At 53.7% G+C, this 20,124-nt stretch carries 15 protein-coding genes; 5 read left to right on the plus strand and 10 right to left on the minus strand.

Features of this window, described 5'->3' with window-relative positions; genetic code table 11:
- The first annotated feature begins 143 nt into the window (after window positions 1-143).
- Window positions 144-1,439: an alpha/beta hydrolase family protein gene (locus ACYVBJ_RS05620; RefSeq protein ID WP_460981319.1), complete on the plus strand. Its 1,296-nt coding sequence runs from the start codon at window positions 144-146 to the stop codon at window positions 1,437-1,439.
- A gap of 124 nt (window positions 1,440-1,563) precedes the next feature.
- Window positions 1,564-2,217, plus strand: a complete 654-nt coding sequence (locus tag ACYVBJ_RS05625; RefSeq protein WP_460981320.1) for a hypothetical protein — start codon at window positions 1,564-1,566, stop codon at window positions 2,215-2,217.
- A gap of 48 nt (window positions 2,218-2,265) precedes the next feature.
- On the opposite strand, the gene ACYVBJ_RS05630 is transcribed toward ACYVBJ_RS05625, so the two are convergent.
- Both ACYVBJ_RS05630 and ACYVBJ_RS05635 read right to left on the minus strand, forming a co-directional pair.
- Window positions 2,266-3,021: a cupin domain-containing protein gene (locus ACYVBJ_RS05630; protein ID WP_460981321.1), complete on the minus strand. Its 756-nt coding sequence runs from the start codon at window positions 3,019-3,021 to the stop codon at window positions 2,266-2,268.
- Between the two features lie 62 nt (window positions 3,022-3,083).
- A complete protein-coding gene (locus ACYVBJ_RS05635; protein WP_460981322.1) occupies window positions 3,084-4,019 on the minus strand; it encodes a sterol desaturase family protein in 936 nt (311 codons plus the stop codon).
- Window positions 4,020-4,418: 399 nt separating this feature from the next.
- Between ACYVBJ_RS05635 and ACYVBJ_RS05640 the strand changes: the two genes are divergently transcribed.
- The 3 genes from ACYVBJ_RS05640 to ACYVBJ_RS05650 all read left to right on the plus strand — a co-directional run bounded on the left by ACYVBJ_RS05640 (window position 4,419) and on the right by ACYVBJ_RS05650 (window position 10,600).
- Window positions 4,419-7,535 carry a SusC/RagA family TonB-linked outer membrane protein gene (locus ACYVBJ_RS05640; RefSeq protein ID WP_460981323.1) on the plus strand — a complete coding sequence of 1,039 codons (3,117 nt, stop codon included), beginning with the start codon at window positions 4,419-4,421 and terminating at the stop codon, window positions 7,533-7,535.
- A 114-nt stretch (window positions 7,536-7,649) separates the two neighbouring features.
- The gene (locus tag ACYVBJ_RS05645; RefSeq protein WP_460981324.1) at window positions 7,650-9,173 is read left to right on the plus strand and encodes a RagB/SusD family nutrient uptake outer membrane protein; all 1,524 of its coding nucleotides are present in this window, start codon (window positions 7,650-7,652) and stop codon (window positions 9,171-9,173) included.
- A gap of 200 nt (window positions 9,174-9,373) precedes the next feature.
- Complete coding sequence (locus ACYVBJ_RS05650; protein WP_460981325.1) at window positions 9,374-10,600, plus strand: sialidase family protein; 1,227 nt, start codon at window positions 9,374-9,376, stop codon at window positions 10,598-10,600.
- Window positions 10,601-10,634: 34 nt separating this feature from the next.
- On the opposite strand, the gene ACYVBJ_RS05655 is transcribed toward ACYVBJ_RS05650, so the two are convergent.
- The 8 genes from ACYVBJ_RS05655 to ACYVBJ_RS05690 all read right to left on the minus strand — a co-directional run bounded on the left by ACYVBJ_RS05655 (window position 10,635) and on the right by ACYVBJ_RS05690 (window position 20,027).
- The gene (locus ACYVBJ_RS05655; protein ID WP_460981326.1) at window positions 10,635-10,916 is read right to left on the minus strand and encodes a hypothetical protein; all 282 of its coding nucleotides are present in this window, start codon (window positions 10,914-10,916) and stop codon (window positions 10,635-10,637) included.
- Between the two features lie 246 nt (window positions 10,917-11,162).
- A complete protein-coding gene (locus ACYVBJ_RS05660; protein ID WP_460981327.1) occupies window positions 11,163-11,873 on the minus strand; it encodes a 3-keto-disaccharide hydrolase in 711 nt (236 codons plus the stop codon).
- 216 nt (window positions 11,874-12,089) lie between these two features.
- Window positions 12,090-12,881, minus strand: a complete 792-nt coding sequence (locus ACYVBJ_RS05665) for an NIPSNAP family protein (RefSeq protein ID WP_460981328.1) — start codon at window positions 12,879-12,881, stop codon at window positions 12,090-12,092.
- A gap of 142 nt (window positions 12,882-13,023) precedes the next feature.
- The gene (locus ACYVBJ_RS05670) at window positions 13,024-13,605 is read right to left on the minus strand and encodes a chemotaxis protein CheB (protein WP_460981329.1); all 582 of its coding nucleotides are present in this window, start codon (window positions 13,603-13,605) and stop codon (window positions 13,024-13,026) included.
- A complete protein-coding gene (locus ACYVBJ_RS05675) occupies window positions 13,587-14,396 on the minus strand; it encodes a CheR family methyltransferase (RefSeq protein ID WP_460981330.1) in 810 nt (269 codons plus the stop codon). The genes ACYVBJ_RS05670 and ACYVBJ_RS05675 overlap by 19 nt, the downstream gene beginning before the upstream one ends.
- Before the next feature lie 10 nt (window positions 14,397-14,406).
- Window positions 14,407-14,772: a response regulator gene (locus ACYVBJ_RS05680; RefSeq protein ID WP_460981331.1), complete on the minus strand. Its 366-nt coding sequence runs from the start codon at window positions 14,770-14,772 to the stop codon at window positions 14,407-14,409.
- Window positions 14,773-14,823: 51 nt separating this feature from the next.
- Window positions 14,824-18,417 (minus strand): response regulator, encoded by a 3,594-nt coding sequence (locus ACYVBJ_RS05685; protein WP_460981332.1) that lies wholly within the window; start codon window positions 18,415-18,417, stop codon window positions 14,824-14,826.
- Between the two features lie 26 nt (window positions 18,418-18,443).
- Window positions 18,444-20,027 carry a hybrid sensor histidine kinase/response regulator gene (locus ACYVBJ_RS05690; RefSeq protein ID WP_460981333.1) on the minus strand — a complete coding sequence of 528 codons (1,584 nt, stop codon included), beginning with the start codon at window positions 20,025-20,027 and terminating at the stop codon, window positions 18,444-18,446.
- Window positions 20,028-20,124: the final 97 nt, after the last annotated feature.

The following is a 20,124-nucleotide window of genomic DNA, read 5'->3' on the forward strand; positions in this document are numbered from 1 at the left end:
ACTCAATCCCAAGCGCAGGTTTTGACAATTTTGCAGCTTGAACTCGGGACGCTCGGATCACATTAACTTGATACGTCAGGATTGCAAATGCCAGCATGACCTCCGTTATTAGCCCCGCATTAGATCCGTTTGCGCCCTAACCCATGCATCTACCCGTACGTTTGGTTCGCTTTCTGCTGGTTTCCTTATTGATAAACCCTGCTTTGCTGGCCGAGGCTCAAGAGTCGTTTTTGTTCGGTGATGCCTTGCCCGATGCCCCGGAACTGGCTGCGCGGGGGAGTAGTAAGGTAGGCGTACGCACGCTGAAACTGGTTCATCCGGGGCAGGTCGATGTGCTGCACGCCAAGGATGGCAAAGAACCGCTTTATGACCGGCCGCTGACCGTTGAAGTCTGGTATCCAGCCCGTATTCCGGCCGGAAAGGCTGAGCTTGTTCAATACGACGACGTAATGGGCGTTGCCAGTGATCCCAGGCGGCCACTAATCCCGTACACGTTTGCGGGTAGGGCCCTGCGCGATGCCGAGCCAGAATCGGGCAAGGAGGCCTACCCCCTGGTCATTGTATCGCATGGATACCCCGGCTCACGGCTGATGTTTACTTATCTGACCGAAAATCTGGCTTCGAAAGGATACGTAGTGGTTTCTATCGACCATACTGAATCAACCTACCGCGATGCAGCCGCTTTCCCAAGCACCTTACTGAACCGGGGGCTGGATGATCTGTTTGTATTGAACGAGATGGCGCGATTAAGCAAAAAAGATAGTAAATCGTTTTTAGCGGGTTTACTAGATACCGACAAAACGGCGCTGATTGGTTACTCGATGGGTGGCTACGGCGTTCTCAACGCTACAGGAGCAGGTTATAGTGAGCAGGCGGTGAAGCTTTTCGGCCGAATGGCAGGAGGCAGCACTGCACTGAAAGTTCGCTCGACGGCTGCATCGGAATACAAATCGTCGCAGGACCCACGCATTAAGGCGGTGATTGCCTTCGCGCCCTGGGGTATGGAACGTGGCATGTGGGATGCCAGCGGACTGGCTGGACTTACCCGGCCGACCTTGTTCGTGGCGGGTAGTAAAGACGATATATCAGGCTACGAAAAAGGCATAAAGGCGATCTATGACGGAGCCGTTAACGCCGACCGATACCTGCTTACCTACGTCAACGCCCGGCATAACACAGCCCCAAATCCGCCACCCGCCGAGTCGCTAAAACCGGGAACGCCCTTGAACGAATATATGCGGTACGCCAAACCGGCCTGGAACGAGCGCCGGATCAACAACATCAACCAGCATTTTGTGACTGCATTTTTGGGTATTCACCTGAAAGGACTCGACTACGGAAACTATTTTGAGCTGAAAGAAACCGATGCGGAAGGCCCCTGGACCGGCTTCAAACCCCGCACGTCGGTAGGCTTGGAAATGCGCCACGTTAAACCATAAGGGGTACGGGTAACGGACGATGCTGCACTTCATGCTACGTTTTCACCAGTTCATTCCTAACCCGGTCTGAACCGAGTTGGGTACTGGCTAGCTTTACCGCATCAATCATTCGTGCGTCATAGTCATGAAAGCCCTTCTTCTCGGTATCGCCTTATTCAGTAGCGTAATTTGTTTCGGTCAGTACAGTCCATTGGGAGCCATTACCATGTGGACAGACGGATACGTAGTGACCATGCAGAACGACACCATCGATGGGCAGGTTCGGGTAGGGTCATTCATCAACGATTCTCCGGCGAGTGTCGTCATCCGAATCGCTGACGACAAGAAGATAAAGCTGAAAGGCGACGAACTGCGGATGATGGCCCAACGGATTCCTGACTTCGCGTATTCGACGGGTAGTATTCCGCGTGAGCGGGAGATGATTGTTTTTGAGCGAGTGCCCAATCCGCGCCGGGGTGGTAAGCCTATGCTGCTGGAGCGGCTAGTACCATACGGAGGCAGCATCGTTCTCTATTTCGATGTGTCGGGCTGGAAGAAAACCGTCGAATATTCGTTCGGTAACTTCACAATCGGTACCACCCAGGAACTGAGCTACGTTGTGGTTAAGAACAAGACCGAGTTGATGATTGCGAAGCGTGGCGAAATGGAAGCGGTTCACGAAACACTCTTCGGCGACTGTCCGGAGTTTATCCGGAAGTACCCGGTTGCCCGGCGTCGCGACTGGCAATTTTTTGGCGAGATGGTAACGGCCTACAACCAGCTCTGTCAACAGCTATAGAACGTCTGGTTCAGGCTGACTCGGTGCGAGCCGCCTGCTTATGACCAGCTATTCGAATTGAAACGCGTAGTACGTGCAACTGCCTTGGCTGGTGTTCTGAATAGCGTGTGGTACGTTCGATTCGAGAAAAATCAAATCGCCGACCGTGGCCGTGTGCATACGGCCGTCAATGCTTTCCTGCGCTGAATTGTTGACCATCAACAGAATTTCGGCGGCCCGATGCGTATGGGGCGGGTGACTCCACAATCCCTGATTCAGCGTCGTTACGTGCATCTCGAACCGGCGGGTCATGGCCGTGGCCCGGTCAAACATGCGCCGGATGCCACCTTTGTCGTGGGGCTGAAAAGCCACCTCTTTCCAGTCGATCCAGAATGACCCGCCCGCTTCACGGCCCCGTTTCAGGTCAGCAGGTGCTTTCGACGCGTACCGCATGACGTAGTACGTAGCGGGCGAAGTGCCTTTGTTCTCGAACGCGTGTTCATCGCCGGGCATCATCAGCGCGACGCTCCCTATGCCCAAGGTTTTCGTTTTGCCTTCAATCGTTACCGTCAGTTCGCCTTCTTTAACGATGATCAATTCTTCGTCGTCGTGCTTGTGGCCCGGATGGGGAGCCTGGTGGGCTGGCAGCGTCGTCGCGTGAATCTCGATATGCCGAAAATCGACGGTGCTTCCCTCCAGAATGGCCCGCTGTTCAGACGTTGCCTTTTTGGCCACTGGAGACTTTTTCCAGACATAAACGTTGGACGTAATAGGCTGCTCCAGGAGAACCAGCGTCACCAGAGGTAAAAGCAAGACGAATCGCATAGAAAACGGCATTATCTGCCCTTATAAAGCAGCAACCAACAGGTCGATACTTATCTGTTTGTCTAGCTTTCTCGAACCAGGTCGGTTTCCGCTTCGGCCGTTGTTCTCTGCTGTTTGAGCCGGGCGATCTCTATCGGACTTCCGAATATATAGAATAGCTTTTGACGAAGTCCCCGAGCCCCCTTGACATCCCGAATCAGATCGGCAAACTCGTGGAAATTAATATGGAATGGATTGGCTTTCTGACCGATGTTTGTAGTGATGCCATAGATCGGACGCTCTTCTTCGGGTTGGTATGTACCGAATAGCCGGTCCCAGAAGATGAACGTAGCGCCGTAGTTTTTGTCGATGTACTTCTCCTGCGAACCGTGATGAACCCGGTGGTTTGAGGGCGTAGCCACCAGATACTCGATCCATCTGGGGAGCTTGCCAATGTACTCTGTGTGTACCCAGAACTGAAACAGAACGGCAATCTGGTTGGTCGTAAAGAAGATAACCGGATGAAAACCAATCAGGGCGACAGGTACAAAGAAGATGATCTTCAGGTTCTGCAGCCAGCTGAGCCGGAATGAAACCGCCAGGTTATAATGCTCCCCTGAATGGTGAACGACGTGAGTAGCCCACCAGAAGCGTTGTTCGTGCGAAATCCGGTGCGCCCAGTAACTAAAGAAATCAAAAATCAGGTAGCAGGGAATCACCGTCCACCATTGCAGCGCCATCCGCCAGGGAAGCTGGTTGTAGAGCCAAACCACTCCGTAGAGGAGTCCAAGCTTCAAACCTGCCCCTAGTACCAGCGAACCGAGGCCGACTAAAACGGAGCCAATAGTTTCGTGTTTCTCGTAAATAGGTCTTTCCTGAAAATACGCACAGGCCATTTCAAGGGCTGTGAACAGGATCATGAGGGGGACGGCCCACAAGATTAAGTTGGGTGCCGTTTTCTCGACGAGTTCAAGTTGTTCCCAGCGGATGGCTGGTGCGCCGAAAAGGCTCTCGTTCATAACATCATTGGTTTAGTGAGCCTCTTGTGTCACCACTTGGTAACACAAACCGGTCGACTCGCATTTTGATCTGTTAACCGGAAGCCCGCTGTTGAAAGAAGTTGTTTTAAGACCACCCGGCAACGACCCCCTTACTGATCAGGGTGGCTGCTCGGATGGGCCTGCCAACGAAAGCCCAAAAATAAGTCACCATCCGGCTTAAACAGTCCTTATTGATCGAAATAAAACCATTTCCTTATTTATTTCTTAAACCGATAGACTAAGCGGCTTACAGAATAGTTACCAATGGAACTATCGCTTTGTCCGGTTGGAGTATTTCAATATGCAGGCTTTTCCGGCAACATATTGAACAGGCGACTGGCAGATAAGATAGCGACTTTTCATCAATCATTCTCATGTATGAAAAACAGTTTATTGTTCCCGACTCACCATCAGGTACGTTGGTCTGCCTGGCGGCTTCTGGTAACGGCCATCGCATTGATTACACTTTACGGGTTCCATTCACCGGCTGCTCAGGCCCAATCCGCAGCGATCACTGGCCGGGTTGTTGATGAGAAAAGCAATCCATTGCCGGGCGTAACCATCGTGCTGAAAGGAACAAGCACCGGTACCACCACCAATGCCGATGGCGTATACATGCTATCTGTACCGGCCAGCACCGGCACGTTAACGTTTTCCTTCATCGGCTATACGTCCCAGGACGTTGTCATCAACAACCGCAGCACGATCGACGTATCGCTGGTGCCTGCCGCCACGGAGTTGAACGAAGTGGTGGTGATCGGGTACCAGACAGTGCGGAAGCGGGACGTAACAGGGGCCAACGACGTAATAAATCCGGCGCAGGCCAACCGCGTAACGGCGCAGTCGCTGCCCGAATCCATTCAGGGGCTGTCGCCGGGGGTGACGGTTCGGAACACGGGTGTGCCGGGGCAGCAGGCGTCCATCCAGATTCGGGGGGTTGCCAGCTTCCTCAACACCGAGCCGCTGTACGTAATTGACGGCATGATTGCCGATGCCAACCCGACCATTAATACGGACGATGTTGAATCCATTCAGATTCTGAAAGATGCATCCGCTGCCGCCATTTACGGCTCCCGGGCGGCCAATGGCGTTGTGATCATCACCACCAAACAAGGCAAGGAAGGCCCGGCGCGGGTATCGTTTTCGGGGAAGTTTGGGGTTCAGCAGGCTTACCGGCGCTGGGACGTGATGGAGGCCGCGGGCTTTGCGGCTCTGCAACGGCAGCAGTACCAGAACGCAGGCCAGCCCGTACCACCCAGCGTAGCTCAGGCTACGTTCAACCCGAACATCAACACTGACTGGCAGGACCAGGTGCTCAGAACCGGTAGTTTGCAGGATTATAATCTGAGCCTGTCGGGCGGAACCAAAACCGGGCAGTACCTGATTTCGGGCAGCTATTTCAACAATACCGGCTACGTCATCGGCAGCGATTTCAACCGGGCCAGCCTGCGCATCAACACCCGGAGCGAATTGGGGCGCTTTACGGTCGGCGAAAACCTGGTGCTGACGAGTTCGAACGTAAACAACCAGCCGGTAGGGACAAACCCCATTTATGACATGGCCTACAACCTGCCCGTTATTCCGGTGCAGGACCCCAGCTTCGTCAGCCCAACGAACCCCGAAGGGTACGGAATCGGCTCGTATCCGAACGCACCGAGCTATGCCTTTAACCCCGTGGCCGCGCGAAATCTGGCCAGTAACCGGAGTAACTTCGCTCGGCTGGTCGGCAATGGCTTCATCGAATTCAAATTTGCCGACTGGCTGTCGTACCGCTTCAACGCGGGGTTGGACGCGAGCTTCGACTATACCCAGAATCTGCGCCTGATTGGTGTGTATCAATACAATGCCGCCGTTGTCCCCAGTTCGGTAAGCGAAGACCGGTCGCGCTATACCAGTCTGCTGTTTGAACACACGCTGAACTTCAACCGGACCTTCGGTCAGCATAACATCAACGGTGTAGTCGGCGTCAGCCAGCAGACATCCCGGCGCGACGTAACGACCGGCTCCCGCACGGACCTGGGTTACGCAGGTGGGCAGTATTTTACGACCATCGGCGCAGCAACCGGGGTTTCTAACTCAGCGGGTGGAACGCCTGAGTATTACCGGATTCTGGGGTATCTCGGCCGGATAAATTATACGTATAACGATCGCTACCTGTTGACGCTGACGGGCCGTGTTGACCAGGACTCGCGCTTTGGACCCAACAACCGAACCGGCTTTTTTCCATCCGTCGCGGCTGCCTGGCGCATCAGTCAGGAGAAATTCTTTGATGTCGGCTGGATATCGGAGCTGAAGCTGAACGCATCGTACGGCAAGCTGGGTATTGTGGTGCCGACGTTGGGTTCGTTTCCCTATACCGCCTTCATCAACAGCAACCCACGCGCCATTTTCGGACCGGACCAAACCGCCAATGTAGGGGCGTATCAGGCGCAGTTAGCCAACCCCGATCTCCGGTGGGAAGAGCGGATTCAGCAGAACATCGGCGTGACGGCCAGCTTTCTGAACAACCGTATTTTTGCCGACATCAATGTGTATAACTCGCTTTCGTCGAATGCCATTCTGAATCTGACCGTGCCGGGTTATCTGGGTAACCTGCGCGGCAATCCCTACGTCAATACGGCCTCCATCCGCAACCGGGGTATTGAGTTTTCGGCGACGTACCGCAGCGATAACCGGAAAGAGTTCAAGTGGGACGTCTCGGGGAACTTCACCACGATCAGGAACCGGGTCGAAAACGTTGGGAACCAGGGCCAGGACATCAACTACATCGTCAGCGGCAATACCCGCTCGCAGGTAGGCAATCCGGTGGGGCAGTGGTTTGTGTTGAAAACCAATGGCTTGTTCCAGAGCCAGGAAGAGATCAACAACTACCGGGGGCCCGATGGCTCGCTTGTTCAGCCGTTTGCAAAGCCCGGCGATATCCGCTATATCGATGCGAACAACGACGGCCGAATTGACGTCAACGACCGGCAGTTTGTTACGTCGCCCTGGCCGAAGTTGCAGACGGGTGCTCAGTTCAACGCATCGTACAAGCAGTTCTCGCTGAACGTACAGTTTTTGGGCGTATTTGGCTATACCGTATACAACGATGTTCGGCGCATTCTGGATAGTTACCAGCTGACCAATTTCCGAAGTGACGTTAATCCGTGGTCGCCGACCAATACCGGCGCCAGCGACCCCCGCCTGGGTCTGGAAGCGGGGGATCAGGGGATTATCTCGAATAACCTGCCGTATACGGATCGCTGGCTCGAGAATGCGTCGTATGTGCGGCTGCGTAACGTTGAAATCGGCTACTCACTACCGAAAGCGTTTGCAAACCGGCTCAAAATACGTGGTGCCCGTGTGTACGTCAGTGGACAGACGCTGTTTACCATCACAAAATACACGGGACTTGATCCCGACGTAACGGGGGCCAATATTCAGGAGCGGGGCGTAGACAACGGCCATTGGCCTTCACCCCGCGTTATTTCGCTCGGTTTAAACTGTGATTTCTAAGCAATCCTTGTGCGTCCGTCCTGTCAGGGCCTACCCGTCGCCGGGTAAAACTGGCGACATTTTGATCACGACTGACAGGCCATGACTGCACATAAACTGTACTGACAAAGCCTTATGAAAAATACATGTATGCTGCTGTTGCTGGCCGGGGCTATAACGCTGGCTGGCTGCGATCGAAACCTAAATATCGTTAACCCAAACCAGGTAACTGCTCAGGTCTACTGGCGAACGGCGGCCGACGCCCTGGCGGGTATTAATTCGGTGTACAGCACCACGCACCGGGGCGGTATCTCGCGGTGGATGCCGTTTTATTATATCATCCGGTCTGACGAGGGACGTAGCCAGAGCCCGGCAACGGATATTGTCAACAACATGGACCAGTTCCTGATTACGGACTATAATTACGGTAACGCCTACGCGGTCTGGAACGACAATTACATCGGCGTCAACCGGGCAAATCAGGTTGTTAACAATGTGCCCGGGATTCAGATGGACGAAGCCCTGAAGGCGCGGTACGTCGGCGAAGCCAAGTTTCTGCGGGCCATGTATTATTTTCATCTGGTGACTCTGTTTGGCAACGTACCGCTGATTCTGGAAACAGCCTCGTTGGGCGATAAACCCGGATCGGCCACCATTGCGCAGGTTTGGGCCCAAATTGAGCGGGACCTCACCGAAGCTGCGGCTGCTTTGCCTACTACGTATACCGGAGCTGACCTGGGCCGGGCTACCAAAGGAGCAGCTTATGCCTTGCTGGCCAGAGCGCAGCTACAGCAACGAAAATACACCGAAGCGCTGACGCCGTTGCAGTGGCTGGCCGAAGGCGAGGGACGTAGTGTCTATGCGCTGGTGCCGAACTACCGCGAAAACTTTTTAATTACGACGGAAAATAACCGCGAGTCGGTATTCGAGTGGCAGTTTCAGATCAACCCGGCTGAATATACCGACGACGATACCGAAACGCCCAATCAGAACTATGGTACATCCATTGCTCAGTTCTTCGGCCCTCCCGGCATTGGCTGGTCCGATGGCGAAGCAAACCGTTGGCCCGTGTACGAGTTCAACGAGCCGACAACGGCCGGTACGCGCGATCCCCGACTGGAAGCATCTTTTTTGTTCGATTCAACGGATGTGCGTGGGCCGGCCTTTACGCCGATTTACGGCCAGACCTTTCTGCAACGCTACGGTGCCGACAACAAGCGGGTGTGGTTCCGGAAGTTCCAGAACGACCACTGGAAAAATGAAGAAGGCTACCGCTCTCCCAATAACTGGCGCTACATCCGCTATTCGGACGTTCTGCTGATGTACGCCGAAGCGCTGAACGCGGTAGGCCGAACGACACAAGCCTATCCGTTTGTGGATCAGGTACGACAGCGGGCTGGGCTGGCTCCTTTGTCAACGGCAAAACCCGGCCTGACGCAGGCTCAGTTTCTCAACCAGCTCAAGCACGAACGCGTAACCGAGCTGTCGGGCGAAGGCTGGCGCTGGAACGACCTGGCCCGCTGGGGTGATCTGGGTCCGCAACTGGCCAATCGTGACCCGGCTTTCTCGACGTTTGTGCGGGGGCGGAGTGAGTTGCTGCCCATTCCTCAGCAGGACCGTGACCTGAACCCAAATCTAGGGCAGAATCCAAGCTATTAGAACGTAACAAGGGTAAGAAAGCGTCGAATTCCGTAAACATCGGGTCGGCGCTTTTGCTTAATTAGCCCGGTACGGGCTCGATTCAGGCTTATTTTTCGTTCTCTTTATAACGAGTTTATTCTGAATCGGTTGACTGAAAATGCCAGCTGCCGAACATGACAGCTGACGTAGTTCACCTTTTTCGTAAGCACACTTCATTGATGAATAGTTTATTTATAGATCGCCTGAAACAAAGTAGTCTGGTCGTATTGACTGGCCTGATCGGCTTCGTGTCGTGCAAGAATGAGCCGGGCGTAACACCCACCCCGGTTAACCCGCCGACATCAACGGTGGCTCCCAACGATCAGCCACCGGCCGACAACGCCCAGCCTGCCCTTACCATTGCGTGGGATAATACTGCCAGGAAACTTTCGCACGATGTTTATTTTGCTGAGTACGGACGTGTGCATCGCGTAAAGGGCGATACGTTGCTGCTTACGTATCACTGTGGCGATGCCCAGAATTACTGGGATAATATTGCCATCCGCCGTAGCGTAGACGGCGGAAACACCTGGTCGGCGGCCGAGATCGTCATGGCCGATAATGACCCTAACTATTACGGTTTTGCCAACCCTGAGATCCTGGTTATGCAGAACGGCGACGTCATGCTGGCCTACACGGGCCGGGGTAATCCCGACGATAATGCACACGGCAATATCCAGATACGCATCAGCAAAGACCGAGGCTGGACGTTCGGCGCTCCGCGTATCGTGGCCACCGGTCGTTCGTGGGAGCCGGGCATGATCCAACTGCCCGACGGCGATATTGAGCTGTTTTACTCCAGTGAAGCGGCCTGGTGGCCGAGTGCCAGTCCGCAACAGGAGATTCTGATGGTTCACTCTACCGACAACGGCCTTACCTGGTCGCAGCCCGCGCACGTAGCGTATACCGACCGTATGCGCGATGGCATGGCTGTACCGCTGGTCCTGAAGGATAACAAAGGCATTGTGTTTCCGATTGAGTCGGTCAACAATACGCAGTCGCCCTGGATTCTGTGGTCCTCGCTGTCGGCAAAGTGGCAATACGCCGGGTTGGGTACACCCACTAACCAGCGTCGCTGGCTGGCTACGGCCGAGCGGATCTGGGGGGGCGCTCCCTACATTGTTCAGTTATCGGGCGGGCAAACCCTCCTGTCGACGCAGGATGCGGGCGGACGTTCAATCAGCAGCGACTGGCGTAAGAACACGATGCTGGTATTGGTCGGGAACAGCGTCGCCAAAAACTTTACGAACAGCTCATTCCCCTGGCCGAACCTACCGACGAACGAAGGGGCGTATTATAGCTCGCTTTTCCTGAAGAATGATACGACCCCGGTGCTGATTACGACCCGTAACTTCGCCGATGGGCATAGCGAAATTTACTGGAAAGAAGGCCACATTACGAAGTGACCCGAAGGGTTTACGCCTGGATGACCGCGGCTTTTTAATGAACCGATGCGGGTTCAGGGTCTAACAGGAAAGCTAACTGATCGATTAGCTGATCGGCCAGATACAGGTATTTTTCTTCCGAAAGCAACCCCTGCTCATACAGCGAATGGAGCTGGTTCAGGTCTCGTTCGATACGACGGCGGCTTCGAACCCGTCGACTCGATGGATTGGGGGCCTGAAGCAGTCGTTTGGTGTTATGATGTTCCCAAATCTGACCTGCCACAAAACAAACCAGACCTATACCCAGTACGCCCAGAAGAATGATAAGTATCAACATAGCCAACTAGTTTTGTCCCGCCTTGGGGGAAGTTGGGCTGCCGATGGCTAACCAACTTCCCCCAAGAATGGCCGGGCTAATGAGGCTGCTAAGTAACAGGAATCGCTACGAATACTTGTTCCCGTTCCATCACTTTTATACGTGCTCAATGAAGGTAAGGTCGTCATCTGGCGATGGTTACCAGATTGTATGATAACCCCGACCTGTAATCCAGTGCGGGCGGATTTGCTTGTCTGATTCGGTCAGCTACAGCGTCTTTACTGATACCTCTTTGAAATAAACGACATCGTCGGGGCCATGATTCTGCAAGCCGATATAGCCGGCGACGGGCCTTGGACCCCGGTACGGCTCGAAATCAAACTTGCGGGCTGGCACTGCTGCCCCTTCCCGATAGTCGGTCACTTTTTGCCCGTTCACCGAAACCAGGGTGCGGGTGCCGTCCAGTGTGATCTCCATTGTGTTCCATTCGGGGCCGGGTTTGCCGGGCTTCGCCAGCGGTTTGGTCAGCGAATAGAGTGTTCCCGTTACGTGGTACTCATCTTCTTTAGAGGTTTCCGGGTGGTTGTCAATTTGGACCTCATAGCCGTAATGAACGGGCATCCAGGCTTCGCGTGGCTCGACCGGAATGCGAATAAAGACGCCCGAGTTGCTATTCTGTTTTTGCATGCGGTACACGACCCGTATGGTGCAATTGCTGAACTTTTCTTTCGACCAGTACAGCAGGCCCATGCCATCGTGACCGCGAATCAATCCCTTCTCCACCGACATGCGTCCGTCGCCCACGTGTTTCCAGCCGGTCAAGTCGTTACCGTTAAACAACTGCCGCCAGCCAGTAGTCTTGGGGGTTTGCGTAGTTGGAGATTGAGTCAGCGGAAGCCGCATCGAGGTTTGGCTAAGTCCCAGTAGAACCAATAAACTGGTTCCAGCCAGCCAGTTTGTTGCTATTGTCTTTTTCATGAGTATCGGGTGCTGTTAGTTATCCAGACGGAGCGTAGCTGGTTTCTATTCGCGGTTCGTACTGATAAGGAATCTGGATAGATTTTCTAATGAAAACGAATACGTAGCACCCAGGCTGTGCCGATATGTATCGGTCTCCATTCTAAACACACTTGCCCCGTTGCTATATCATCATAGCAACGGGGCAAGTGGAACAACGTATCGGTTTCGCGATTACTAAATCTCCGAGTAATCGGTTGGGTGGAGCAGGTAAATATCGGCGCGCAGGAAGTTGTGTGCGTATTCGGGCCGGGCGTTGAACTCTTTCCAGCCGGGGTCAGCGCTGAACGTTTTCCAGTGCTCATCGCGGGCTGCTTTGCTTTCGAACGAGGTCATGTACATCAGGCTGGGTAGCTTGGCCCCCGCTTTTACCTGCCCGCAGAAGATTGTGTTAAAACCCAGGCGCTTGAAAATGTCCAGTTCGCCGTTATTAAACTGGCTGATTTTATTCTCGTGCAACTTCTCGGTGGCCGCTTCGTAGTTACGAAGTTCGTAGATGCGTTCGGCTGGCTTAGCCTGGAGCGTGGGCATCTGTAATGCTGGCATCCCCGCAAAGGCTTCCATCAGCACCGAGTCGAATCGTTTGTAGAACGGATTGTTGTACTCGGCGTCGATATAGTCTTTAGCTGCCGTTACGTATTGCTTGTCCTTCATCAGGGTTTCGGAAAGCGACATGAACTGATCCACTGATTTGAACGGGATCAGGACGTACACCAGCGAATCGGCGACTTCGGTGGCGGGCCGGAACACGCCAACCTTACTGACGCCCGCGCGGTGCAGAGCGGGCAGATACGCCTGCCGGAGGTACGTCTCCAGCCGGTCTTTCTGGGTGTTGTCTTTCAGGTGGTAAATTTTGAGTTGATAAAACTCGCGTTTGGGCGCGAAGCCGAATGCCTGCATACCGACGATCAGTAAGGCGGATAGCAGGCCGAGGGCAAATCTGGTGGTTGGTTTACGCGTGTAACTCATGTGTATTGTTAAAAGAAGAATTGTAACGATGAAACCATGTAATTGGTGAAAACTACCCCTGCACGAAGCGAATTCTGGCGAAGATGAGGCATCGGCCCCGTATGGTAGCTGCATCATGTCCAGGCTGCCTATCGCAGGGAATTTAGGTAAGCGTATTCATGAAGCTGATCAGCTCCTCCACCGTGAATACGTAATCGATGGGGAGCTGCCGAATGGCCTGCTGGGGCATAAATTCAGCCAGGGCCGTGCTGGGGTTCTGGGCAATAATCAGCCCGCCCGCCCGCTTGATGGCGTCGAGTCCGCCGACGCCATCGGCGTTGGCTCCCGACAGCAATACGCCGACCAGCCCGCGCCCGTACACATCAGCCGCCGACTCGAAGGTTACGTCGATCGAGGGCCGACTGTAGTGGATTTTCTCGGAGTCGTCCAGGGTAAGCAACCCGTTTGGTTCGATCAGCAGGTGGTAATCAGCCGGGGCTAGATAAATTGTTCCTGGGGTAAGGGGGTCTTTGTCGTCTACCTCTTTGAGGGGGATCGCTGTTTTGGTCGCCAGCAACGTAGCGAGGGTAGAATCAGCCGTGTTTTTCCGGTGCACCACCACAATAAGCGCCACTGGCAGGGGCGACTGCAAGGCAGGCAGCAGTTTAAGCAAGACCTCGATACTGCCCGTCGAACCGCCAATCACGACAACCTGAACACGGCGGCTTACGTAATCTTTCGCCATATTTTTTCGTTGGCTACCTGTTTATAATTAGGCTGAATCGTTGAAAATTTAAGTGTTTCTTTCGACCCCAGGGCCAGATAGCCCAGGGAGGCCAGACTCTCGTCGAACAAGTTAAATACATGCTGCTGAAGGGCTTTGTCGAAATAAATCAGGACGTTCCGGCAAACGATAAGATCGAATTCGTTGAACGACCGATCAGAGACCAGGTTGTGGGTGGAAAAAATCATTTTTTCACCGAGTTCTTCGCGAAATTTTACATAGCTGTACTGGGCCGTGTAGTAACTGGAAAACTCGCTGGTACCGCCGGAGGCAATGTAGTTTTCGGAGTACTGCTTCATGGAGCCGAGCGCAAAAATGCCCTGGCGCGCCGTTTCCAGCACTTCGGGATTCAGGTCGGTGGCGTACAGCAGCGATTTATGGAGCAGATTCGCTTCTTTGAGCAGAATCGCCATCGAATATACTTCTTCGCCCGTTGAGCAGCCGGCGTGCCAGATCCGGATGAACGGCTTGGCCGTCAGCGTGCTCAATACGTCGTTGCGAAGGCTTTTATAGAACAGCGGGTCGCGAAACATTTCGGTTACGTTCACCGTCAGCTCTTCCACGAACCGTTTCAGGTAACTGGCATCGGACTTAACGCGGTAGCGGAGTTCGGCAAAGCTGGGAAACTTGTCGAGCATCCACAGACGACTGATCCGTCGCTTCAGCGAAGCTCGTGAATAGTTGGTAAAATCATAGCCGTATAGCTCCAGCAGATCGTTCAGTAAAAGCTCAACCTCCTCGTCCGTAATCATAATTAAGTGGTCAAATACGCGATAGTAACGCCAGAAGCCGATCAACGTCGATCGGTTTTGCGATGTATTCGGTGGCCCCCGCCCGCAGGCACTTTTCCCGGTCGCCTACCATCGCCTGCGCTGTTACGGAAAAAATGGGGGTGCCGGCCCGGTTGGCGAGCGCCTTGATGCGCGGAATGGCTTCGTAGCCATCCATTTCGGGCATCATCATGTCGATCAGAATGGCATCGACAACTTCATCGGTCTGGAGCAGGTCGAGGGCCTCCTGAGCATTCGAGCGCGAAAGGCAGTCGAATGATTTTGCCTTTAACGTAGCCGTCAGGGCGAAGATGTTTTTAGCATCGTCATCAATAATCAGCACCCGTTTTTTTTGCATCGTACTGGCAGTTAGAAGTAGAGGAATGTAGAGGTTTAGGACGACGCTACGTTAGGAGCGGTCGTAGAGCCACACCCGCAGCAGCGAGATGAGCTGATCGATGTCAACGGGTTTGGTAATGTAATCCGATGCACCCGCCTGAATACACTTCTCGCGGTCGCCGGTCATGGCTTTCGCCGTAACGGCAATGACGGGCAGGTTGCGCCACTGATAGTGCTCCCGAATTTTCCGGGCGGTTTCGTACCCATCCAGTTGCGGCATCATCATATCCAGCAGCACCACATCAATGGCGGGGTTTTCTTCCAGCCGCTGCAGCGCTTCTTTGCCATCCAGCGCGGCAATAACGGTCATATTGTAGCGTTCGAGCGCTTTCGACAGAGAGAAAATGTTTCGTACGTCATCGTCGGCAACCAGAATGGTTTTGTTTTCCAGCACCTGTGTCAGGGCGCCCAGTTTTTTGGCTTCCCGCGCGGCTTCGGGCTGGTTGGCGCCATCGACCAGATGCAGGAAGAGTGACACCTCATCGAGCATACGCTGGTACGAATGGGCCGTTTTAACAATGATCGAGTCGGCGTATTTTTTGATGCGCAGCTCTTCGGATAAGGACAGGCTCTTCCCCGTAAAAATGATAATCGGCAGGTTCTCCAGACCGGGATTTTTCTTGGCCTCCTCCAGCGTTTCGTAGGCTTTATGATCCGGAATACCCATGTCCAGAATCACGCAGTCGACTTCTTTCCGTTTCAGGGCATCTACGCCCTCGTTGATGCTGCTTTTCAGCTCGGAGTTGACGTTAAACGTTTCCAGGAAGTAAGCCAGTGCTTTGGCGTGTTTCGGATTGTCTTCGATGATCAGGACCTTCTTGGCGTCGCGCTTGACGACGTATTCCAGCTTTTTGAACACCTCCTGCATCTGCTCAAAAGCCATCGGCTTATCCACAAAGTCGATGGCCCCTTTCAGCAGGCTTTCGTTTTTCATCTTGTGCGACGACATGATGTGTACCGGAATGGGCCGGGTTTGCGGGTCGGCTTTCAGGGCGTCCATCACCTCCCAGCCGCTCATAACGGGCAGTTGTATATCCAGCAGAATACCCAGCGGTTTATAAATAGTTGCCAGCTTTAAACCTTCGTCACCCCGAACCGATACAATGCCTTTGTAGCCTTTCTTTCGGGCGTAGTCCAGCAGGGATTTGGCGAAGTTGGTATCGTCTTCAACAATCAGGATTGTTTTGTCGCCTTCGGTGATGCTGTTCCGGTCGTCGGGAATGGCTTCGGGAATCACCGTACTGATGTATGTTACGTCCTTAGACGCCTGAGCGGGTACTACGTCCGACTGTGGGTGGGTATAGGTGCTGGAGGGGAGCACTGCCGGTGAGGGAAGGGCGCCCGAAATGGGTAGATACACTGTAAATTCGCTGCCTTCGTTAACCTCGCTGGTCAGCTTAATCTCGCCCCCGAGTAGTTTCACCAGTTCCCGGCTGATCGATAAGCCGAGCCCGGTTCCGCCGTATTTCCGTTTTGTAGAGCCATCGGCCTGCTGAAAGGCTTCGAAGATGAGCCGCTGCTTGTCGGGCGGAATGCCGATACCCGTGTCTTTGACCACGAAGCACAGCCGGTTGACTGCTGGCGATTGCCGACGAATGGTGAGCGTTACGTTACCCGCCGAAGTGAACTTAAGGGCATTGCTGATCAGGTTCTTCAGAATTTGCCCCAATCGCATTTTATCCGTTTCAATCACCGCCGGTACGTCGGAATCTACTGTAATGGCGAAGTCGATTCCTTTTTCTTTCGCAACCAAGCTGAACAGCGCCTGAAGCTCGTCGGTGATCTCCTGAACCGGTACGTCCTGCGTTTCGAGTTTCATCTGCCCGGCTTCAATCTTCGACAGATCCAGAATTTCGTCGATCAGGCCGAGCAGTCCATTCCCCGACGACTGAATGACCTGGGCGTATTCAACTTGTTCGCCCGTCAGGTTGGCGTCGTTGTTTTCGGCCAGCAGTCGGCTCAGCAAGAGAATCGAGTTGAGCGGAGTCCGGAGCTCGTGCGACATGTTGGCCAGAAACTCCGACTTATAACGGGTCGACAGTTCCAGTTCGGCGGCTTTTTTCTGAATCTCTTCGTTACGTTCTTCCAGCAGCATGCCCCGCTCTTCGAGTTCGGCGTTGGTTTGTTGAAGCTCTTCCTGCTGCACCCGCAATTCTTCTTCCGAAGCCTGTAGTTTTTGGGTCTGCATCTCCAGCTCGGCATTCAGATTCTCTAATTCCGAATGCTGCGCCTGCAGTTCTTCGGCCTGCGCCTGGGTCTCTTCCAGGAAATTCTGGAGCTTACTGTAATCGAGTGCGCCATTCACCCCGATCGCAATGGCTTCCAGGTTCTGTTGCAGCATCTCGACTTCCAGCGTGGTCGGTTTCCGGAACAGACCTAGCTCAATAGCGCCTAGGCACGTATCGGCGTAGAGCAGGGGGACAATAAGTAACGAAGCGGGTCGGGCATCGCCCAATGACGACGCCACACGCACGTAATCAGGCGGGAGGTCGTCTACAACCAGTAGTTGCTTCCGCTCAATGACCTGCCCAATCAATCCCTCGCCCGGCCTGATAGTATGGGGAGCGTTCTGTGCGGCAAAGCTGCCGACCAGTTTGTAGGCCCCATTATCGAGCACATACATCGTTCCCAGCGGAGCTTTGACGTAATCAGCGAGCGTATGGATGAGGCTGGTGGCCAACTGGCTTAGGTTGCGCTTGCCGCGAATGGCACCGCTTATGTTGACGCTGCCCGTTTGCAGCCAGGTCTGGTTCTGTAGATCCGTGAACGTCTGTTCCAGAGCCTGCGTCATTACGTTCAAGGCATTACCAATTCGTCCCAGTTCATCGTCCTGCGTATCCTCACTTCGAACCGAATAGTCACCCCCGGCTATCTCCTGTGTAATGTCTTCCATGACCGCAATGCGCCCGGCGGTTTCCTGGTATTTGGCTTCGGCGAGTCGTTGTTCGGCCAGCCGCCTGTCCAGGTCCTGCTTGATGCGGATATAAGTCAGCGCCGTGATCATCATGGAAATGAAGGCGGCAATAACCAATAACAAGGGTGTATACGTAATGTAGATCTGCTGCTGCTCCAGGCGGTTGGCTAATAGTTTCGATTCGGCCAATTTTATTCGGTTAATGACCGAACGCAGATCGTCCATCACCTTCTTCCCCTTAACCATTTCGGCATGGCGCGCGATGGTATCTCGGGCAAACACTTTATCACGGCGGGTCAGGGCAATAACCCGTTCCATCTGCGTGGTTTTGGCCTCGTACAGCGCCTTCACCTGGGCCAGATTCGCCTGCTGGTCGGGATTGTCTTTAGTGAGATCGGCCAGTTTATTGTAACTGTCCGTTATTCGTTCGTACGCCCCGTTATAAGGACTCAGAAACGTCGGATCGAGCGTAACCAGATAGCCACGCTGGCCGGTTTCCGCATCTTTCATGTGCGAAATAATGTTTTCTGCTTCCATCAATACCTCGTTGGTATGATTGACCAGTTCCGAATTACGGATGAGCTTCTGAATGCTATAGAACGAAGCCATAAGGCTAACAAGAAGCAGAAGCGTTGAGAGCGTGAAAACAACCTGAAGTTGCCGAATGACTGAATTTGTAGTTTTGGACATAAGGAACGGCAGAAATACGAATGTCTTTATTGAATCCTAGGCTGATCGGCCTGCACCATGGGCAGTACCAGAATGAAACGGGACCCTTCGCCGGGGTGGCTGCGGGCTGAGATAAGTCCATTGTGTTTATCCATATTCTTTTTGGCAATGGCTAAGCCGATACCGGTGCCTTCGTAGCTGGTGCGGTTGTGTAACCGCTGGAAAATAACAAAGATGCGGCTCAGAAATTTCTCGTCGAAACCAATTCCATTGTCACGCACGGTAATGCGGCAGTACGGTCCGGCCGGTTCGGGTAGACCGTCGATGTCGTTGGTAGCAATCCGGTCGGCCTGAACAGTAATCACCGGCGGCACGCCGGGTTTGGCAAACTTAAGGGCGTTGCTGATCAGGTTCTGAAAAACCTGCCGAATCCGCGACGGAATGGTATCTAAAATGGGCAGTGGATGGATGGTTACGACCGCACCCGTCCGGGCAATCACGTCATCGAAGTCGAGCAGCAACTCATCCAGCAAGGCATTCAGGTCGGTCGGTTTGAACGGTTCGGGAGCCGATAGCTGCGAGTAAGCCAACAGATCGTTGATCAGCGCCGACATCCGGGCCGACGACCGAATCGACCGGTCGAGGTAAGACACCGCTTCGGGATTGTCTTTGAGAAATTTCTCCTTGATTGTGTCGTTCAGCAATTGAATTTTACGGAGGGGCTCTTTCAGATCGTGCGACACGACCCACGTAAACTGCTGAAGTTCGTGATTGGTACGTTCCAGTTCAGCATTTTTGGTGAGGAGTTCAGTCGTGCGCAGAAAAACCTGCTGTTCCAGCAGTTCGGCGGCCTCTTTCTGGGCGTGTATATCGGTAAACGTACCGATCCAGCGAATCAGGCGTTCGTCCTGCCGTACGGGCACAACCCGAAGCAGGTGGTGAACGTAATAGCCGGTGGCTAGCTCTTTCAACCGCACTTCCTGCGAAAACTCGGTACTGGCTGTAAACAACGCGGCCCAGGTCGTCGGTAACGTATCGTCGGGGTGAGTGGCGGGTAGCTGGGCCGCATCCGATGAATACCGAAACCAGTATTCATTGACGTAATCGAGACTGCCATCGGGGGTTGTGATAAAGGCGATCTGCGGCAGTGACCCCAGCACGGTCTGCAACTCCTGCATGCGCGCTGCCAGGTCTTCCTGCGCCTGCTTTCGAACCTCAATTTCTTTCCGGAGAGAATCCTGCGTGGCCCGCAACTCCTGCTGCTGTTCGTAAAGACGGTGGAGGGTTTTAACTTTTAAAACCAGGATATCCGGATCGACCGGCTTGGTCAGGTAATCGATGCCGCCCGATGTATAGCCTTTGGTAATAAACTTCTTTTCGGTATTGACAGCCGACAAAAATATGATGGACGTATCCTTCGTTCGGCTGAATCCGCCGAGGGCCGTTGCCACCTCAAAGCCGTCCATGCCAGGCATCTGAACGTCGAGAATGATAACGGAGTAAGCCGTTTTCAATACTTTTTTCAGGGCTTCTTCACCCGACTGGGCCGTATCGACGGTAAAGCGATGAAGCTCAAGTATCTTTTTTAGGGGAAGAATATTTTCAGGCCTGTCATCAACAATAAGGATCATTTAAGGTAGTGAGTTAGTCAGTCGGGGAACAGACCCAAATCAGTTCTATTCCTGGTAGCATAAAGGCAGACGGGGCCGAACATGAATACGCTCACCC

The sequence above is a fragment of the Spirosoma fluminis genome, from assembly GCF_054778895.1.

Coding starts and splice junctions, on each gene's coding strand:
- ACYVBJ_RS05620 (WP_460981319.1), top strand. CDS start 144: ATGCATCTACCCGTACGTTTGGTTCGCTTTCTGCTGGTTTCCTTATTG.
- ACYVBJ_RS05625 (WP_460981320.1), top strand. CDS start 1,564: ATGAAAGCCCTTCTTCTCGGTATCGCCTTATTCAGTAGCGTAATTTGT.
- ACYVBJ_RS05630 (WP_460981321.1), bottom strand. CDS start 3,021: ATGCGATTCGTCTTGCTTTTACCTCTGGTGACGCTGGTTCTCCTGGAG.
- ACYVBJ_RS05635 (WP_460981322.1), bottom strand. CDS start 4,019: ATGAACGAGAGCCTTTTCGGCGCACCAGCCATCCGCTGGGAACAACTT.
- ACYVBJ_RS05640 (WP_460981323.1), top strand. CDS start 4,419: ATGAAAAACAGTTTATTGTTCCCGACTCACCATCAGGTACGTTGGTCT.
- ACYVBJ_RS05645 (WP_460981324.1), top strand. CDS start 7,650: ATGAAAAATACATGTATGCTGCTGTTGCTGGCCGGGGCTATAACGCTG.
- ACYVBJ_RS05650 (WP_460981325.1), top strand. CDS start 9,374: ATGAATAGTTTATTTATAGATCGCCTGAAACAAAGTAGTCTGGTCGTA.
- ACYVBJ_RS05655 (WP_460981326.1), bottom strand. CDS start 10,916: ATGTTGATACTTATCATTCTTCTGGGCGTACTGGGTATAGGTCTGGTT.
- ACYVBJ_RS05660 (WP_460981327.1), bottom strand. CDS start 11,873: ATGAAAAAGACAATAGCAACAAACTGGCTGGCTGGAACCAGTTTATTG.
- ACYVBJ_RS05665 (WP_460981328.1), bottom strand. CDS start 12,881: ATGAGTTACACGCGTAAACCAACCACCAGATTTGCCCTCGGCCTGCTA.
- ACYVBJ_RS05670 (WP_460981329.1), bottom strand. CDS start 13,605: ATGGCGAAAGATTACGTAAGCCGCCGTGTTCAGGTTGTCGTGATTGGC.
- ACYVBJ_RS05675 (WP_460981330.1), bottom strand. CDS start 14,396: ATGATTACGGACGAGGAGGTTGAGCTTTTACTGAACGATCTGCTGGAG.
- ACYVBJ_RS05680 (WP_460981331.1), bottom strand. CDS start 14,772: ATGCAAAAAAAACGGGTGCTGATTATTGATGACGATGCTAAAAACATC.
- ACYVBJ_RS05685 (WP_460981332.1), bottom strand. CDS start 18,417: ATGTCCAAAACTACAAATTCAGTCATTCGGCAACTTCAGGTTGTTTTC.
- ACYVBJ_RS05690 (WP_460981333.1), bottom strand. CDS start 20,027: ATGATCCTTATTGTTGATGACAGGCCTGAAAATATTCTTCCCCTAAAA.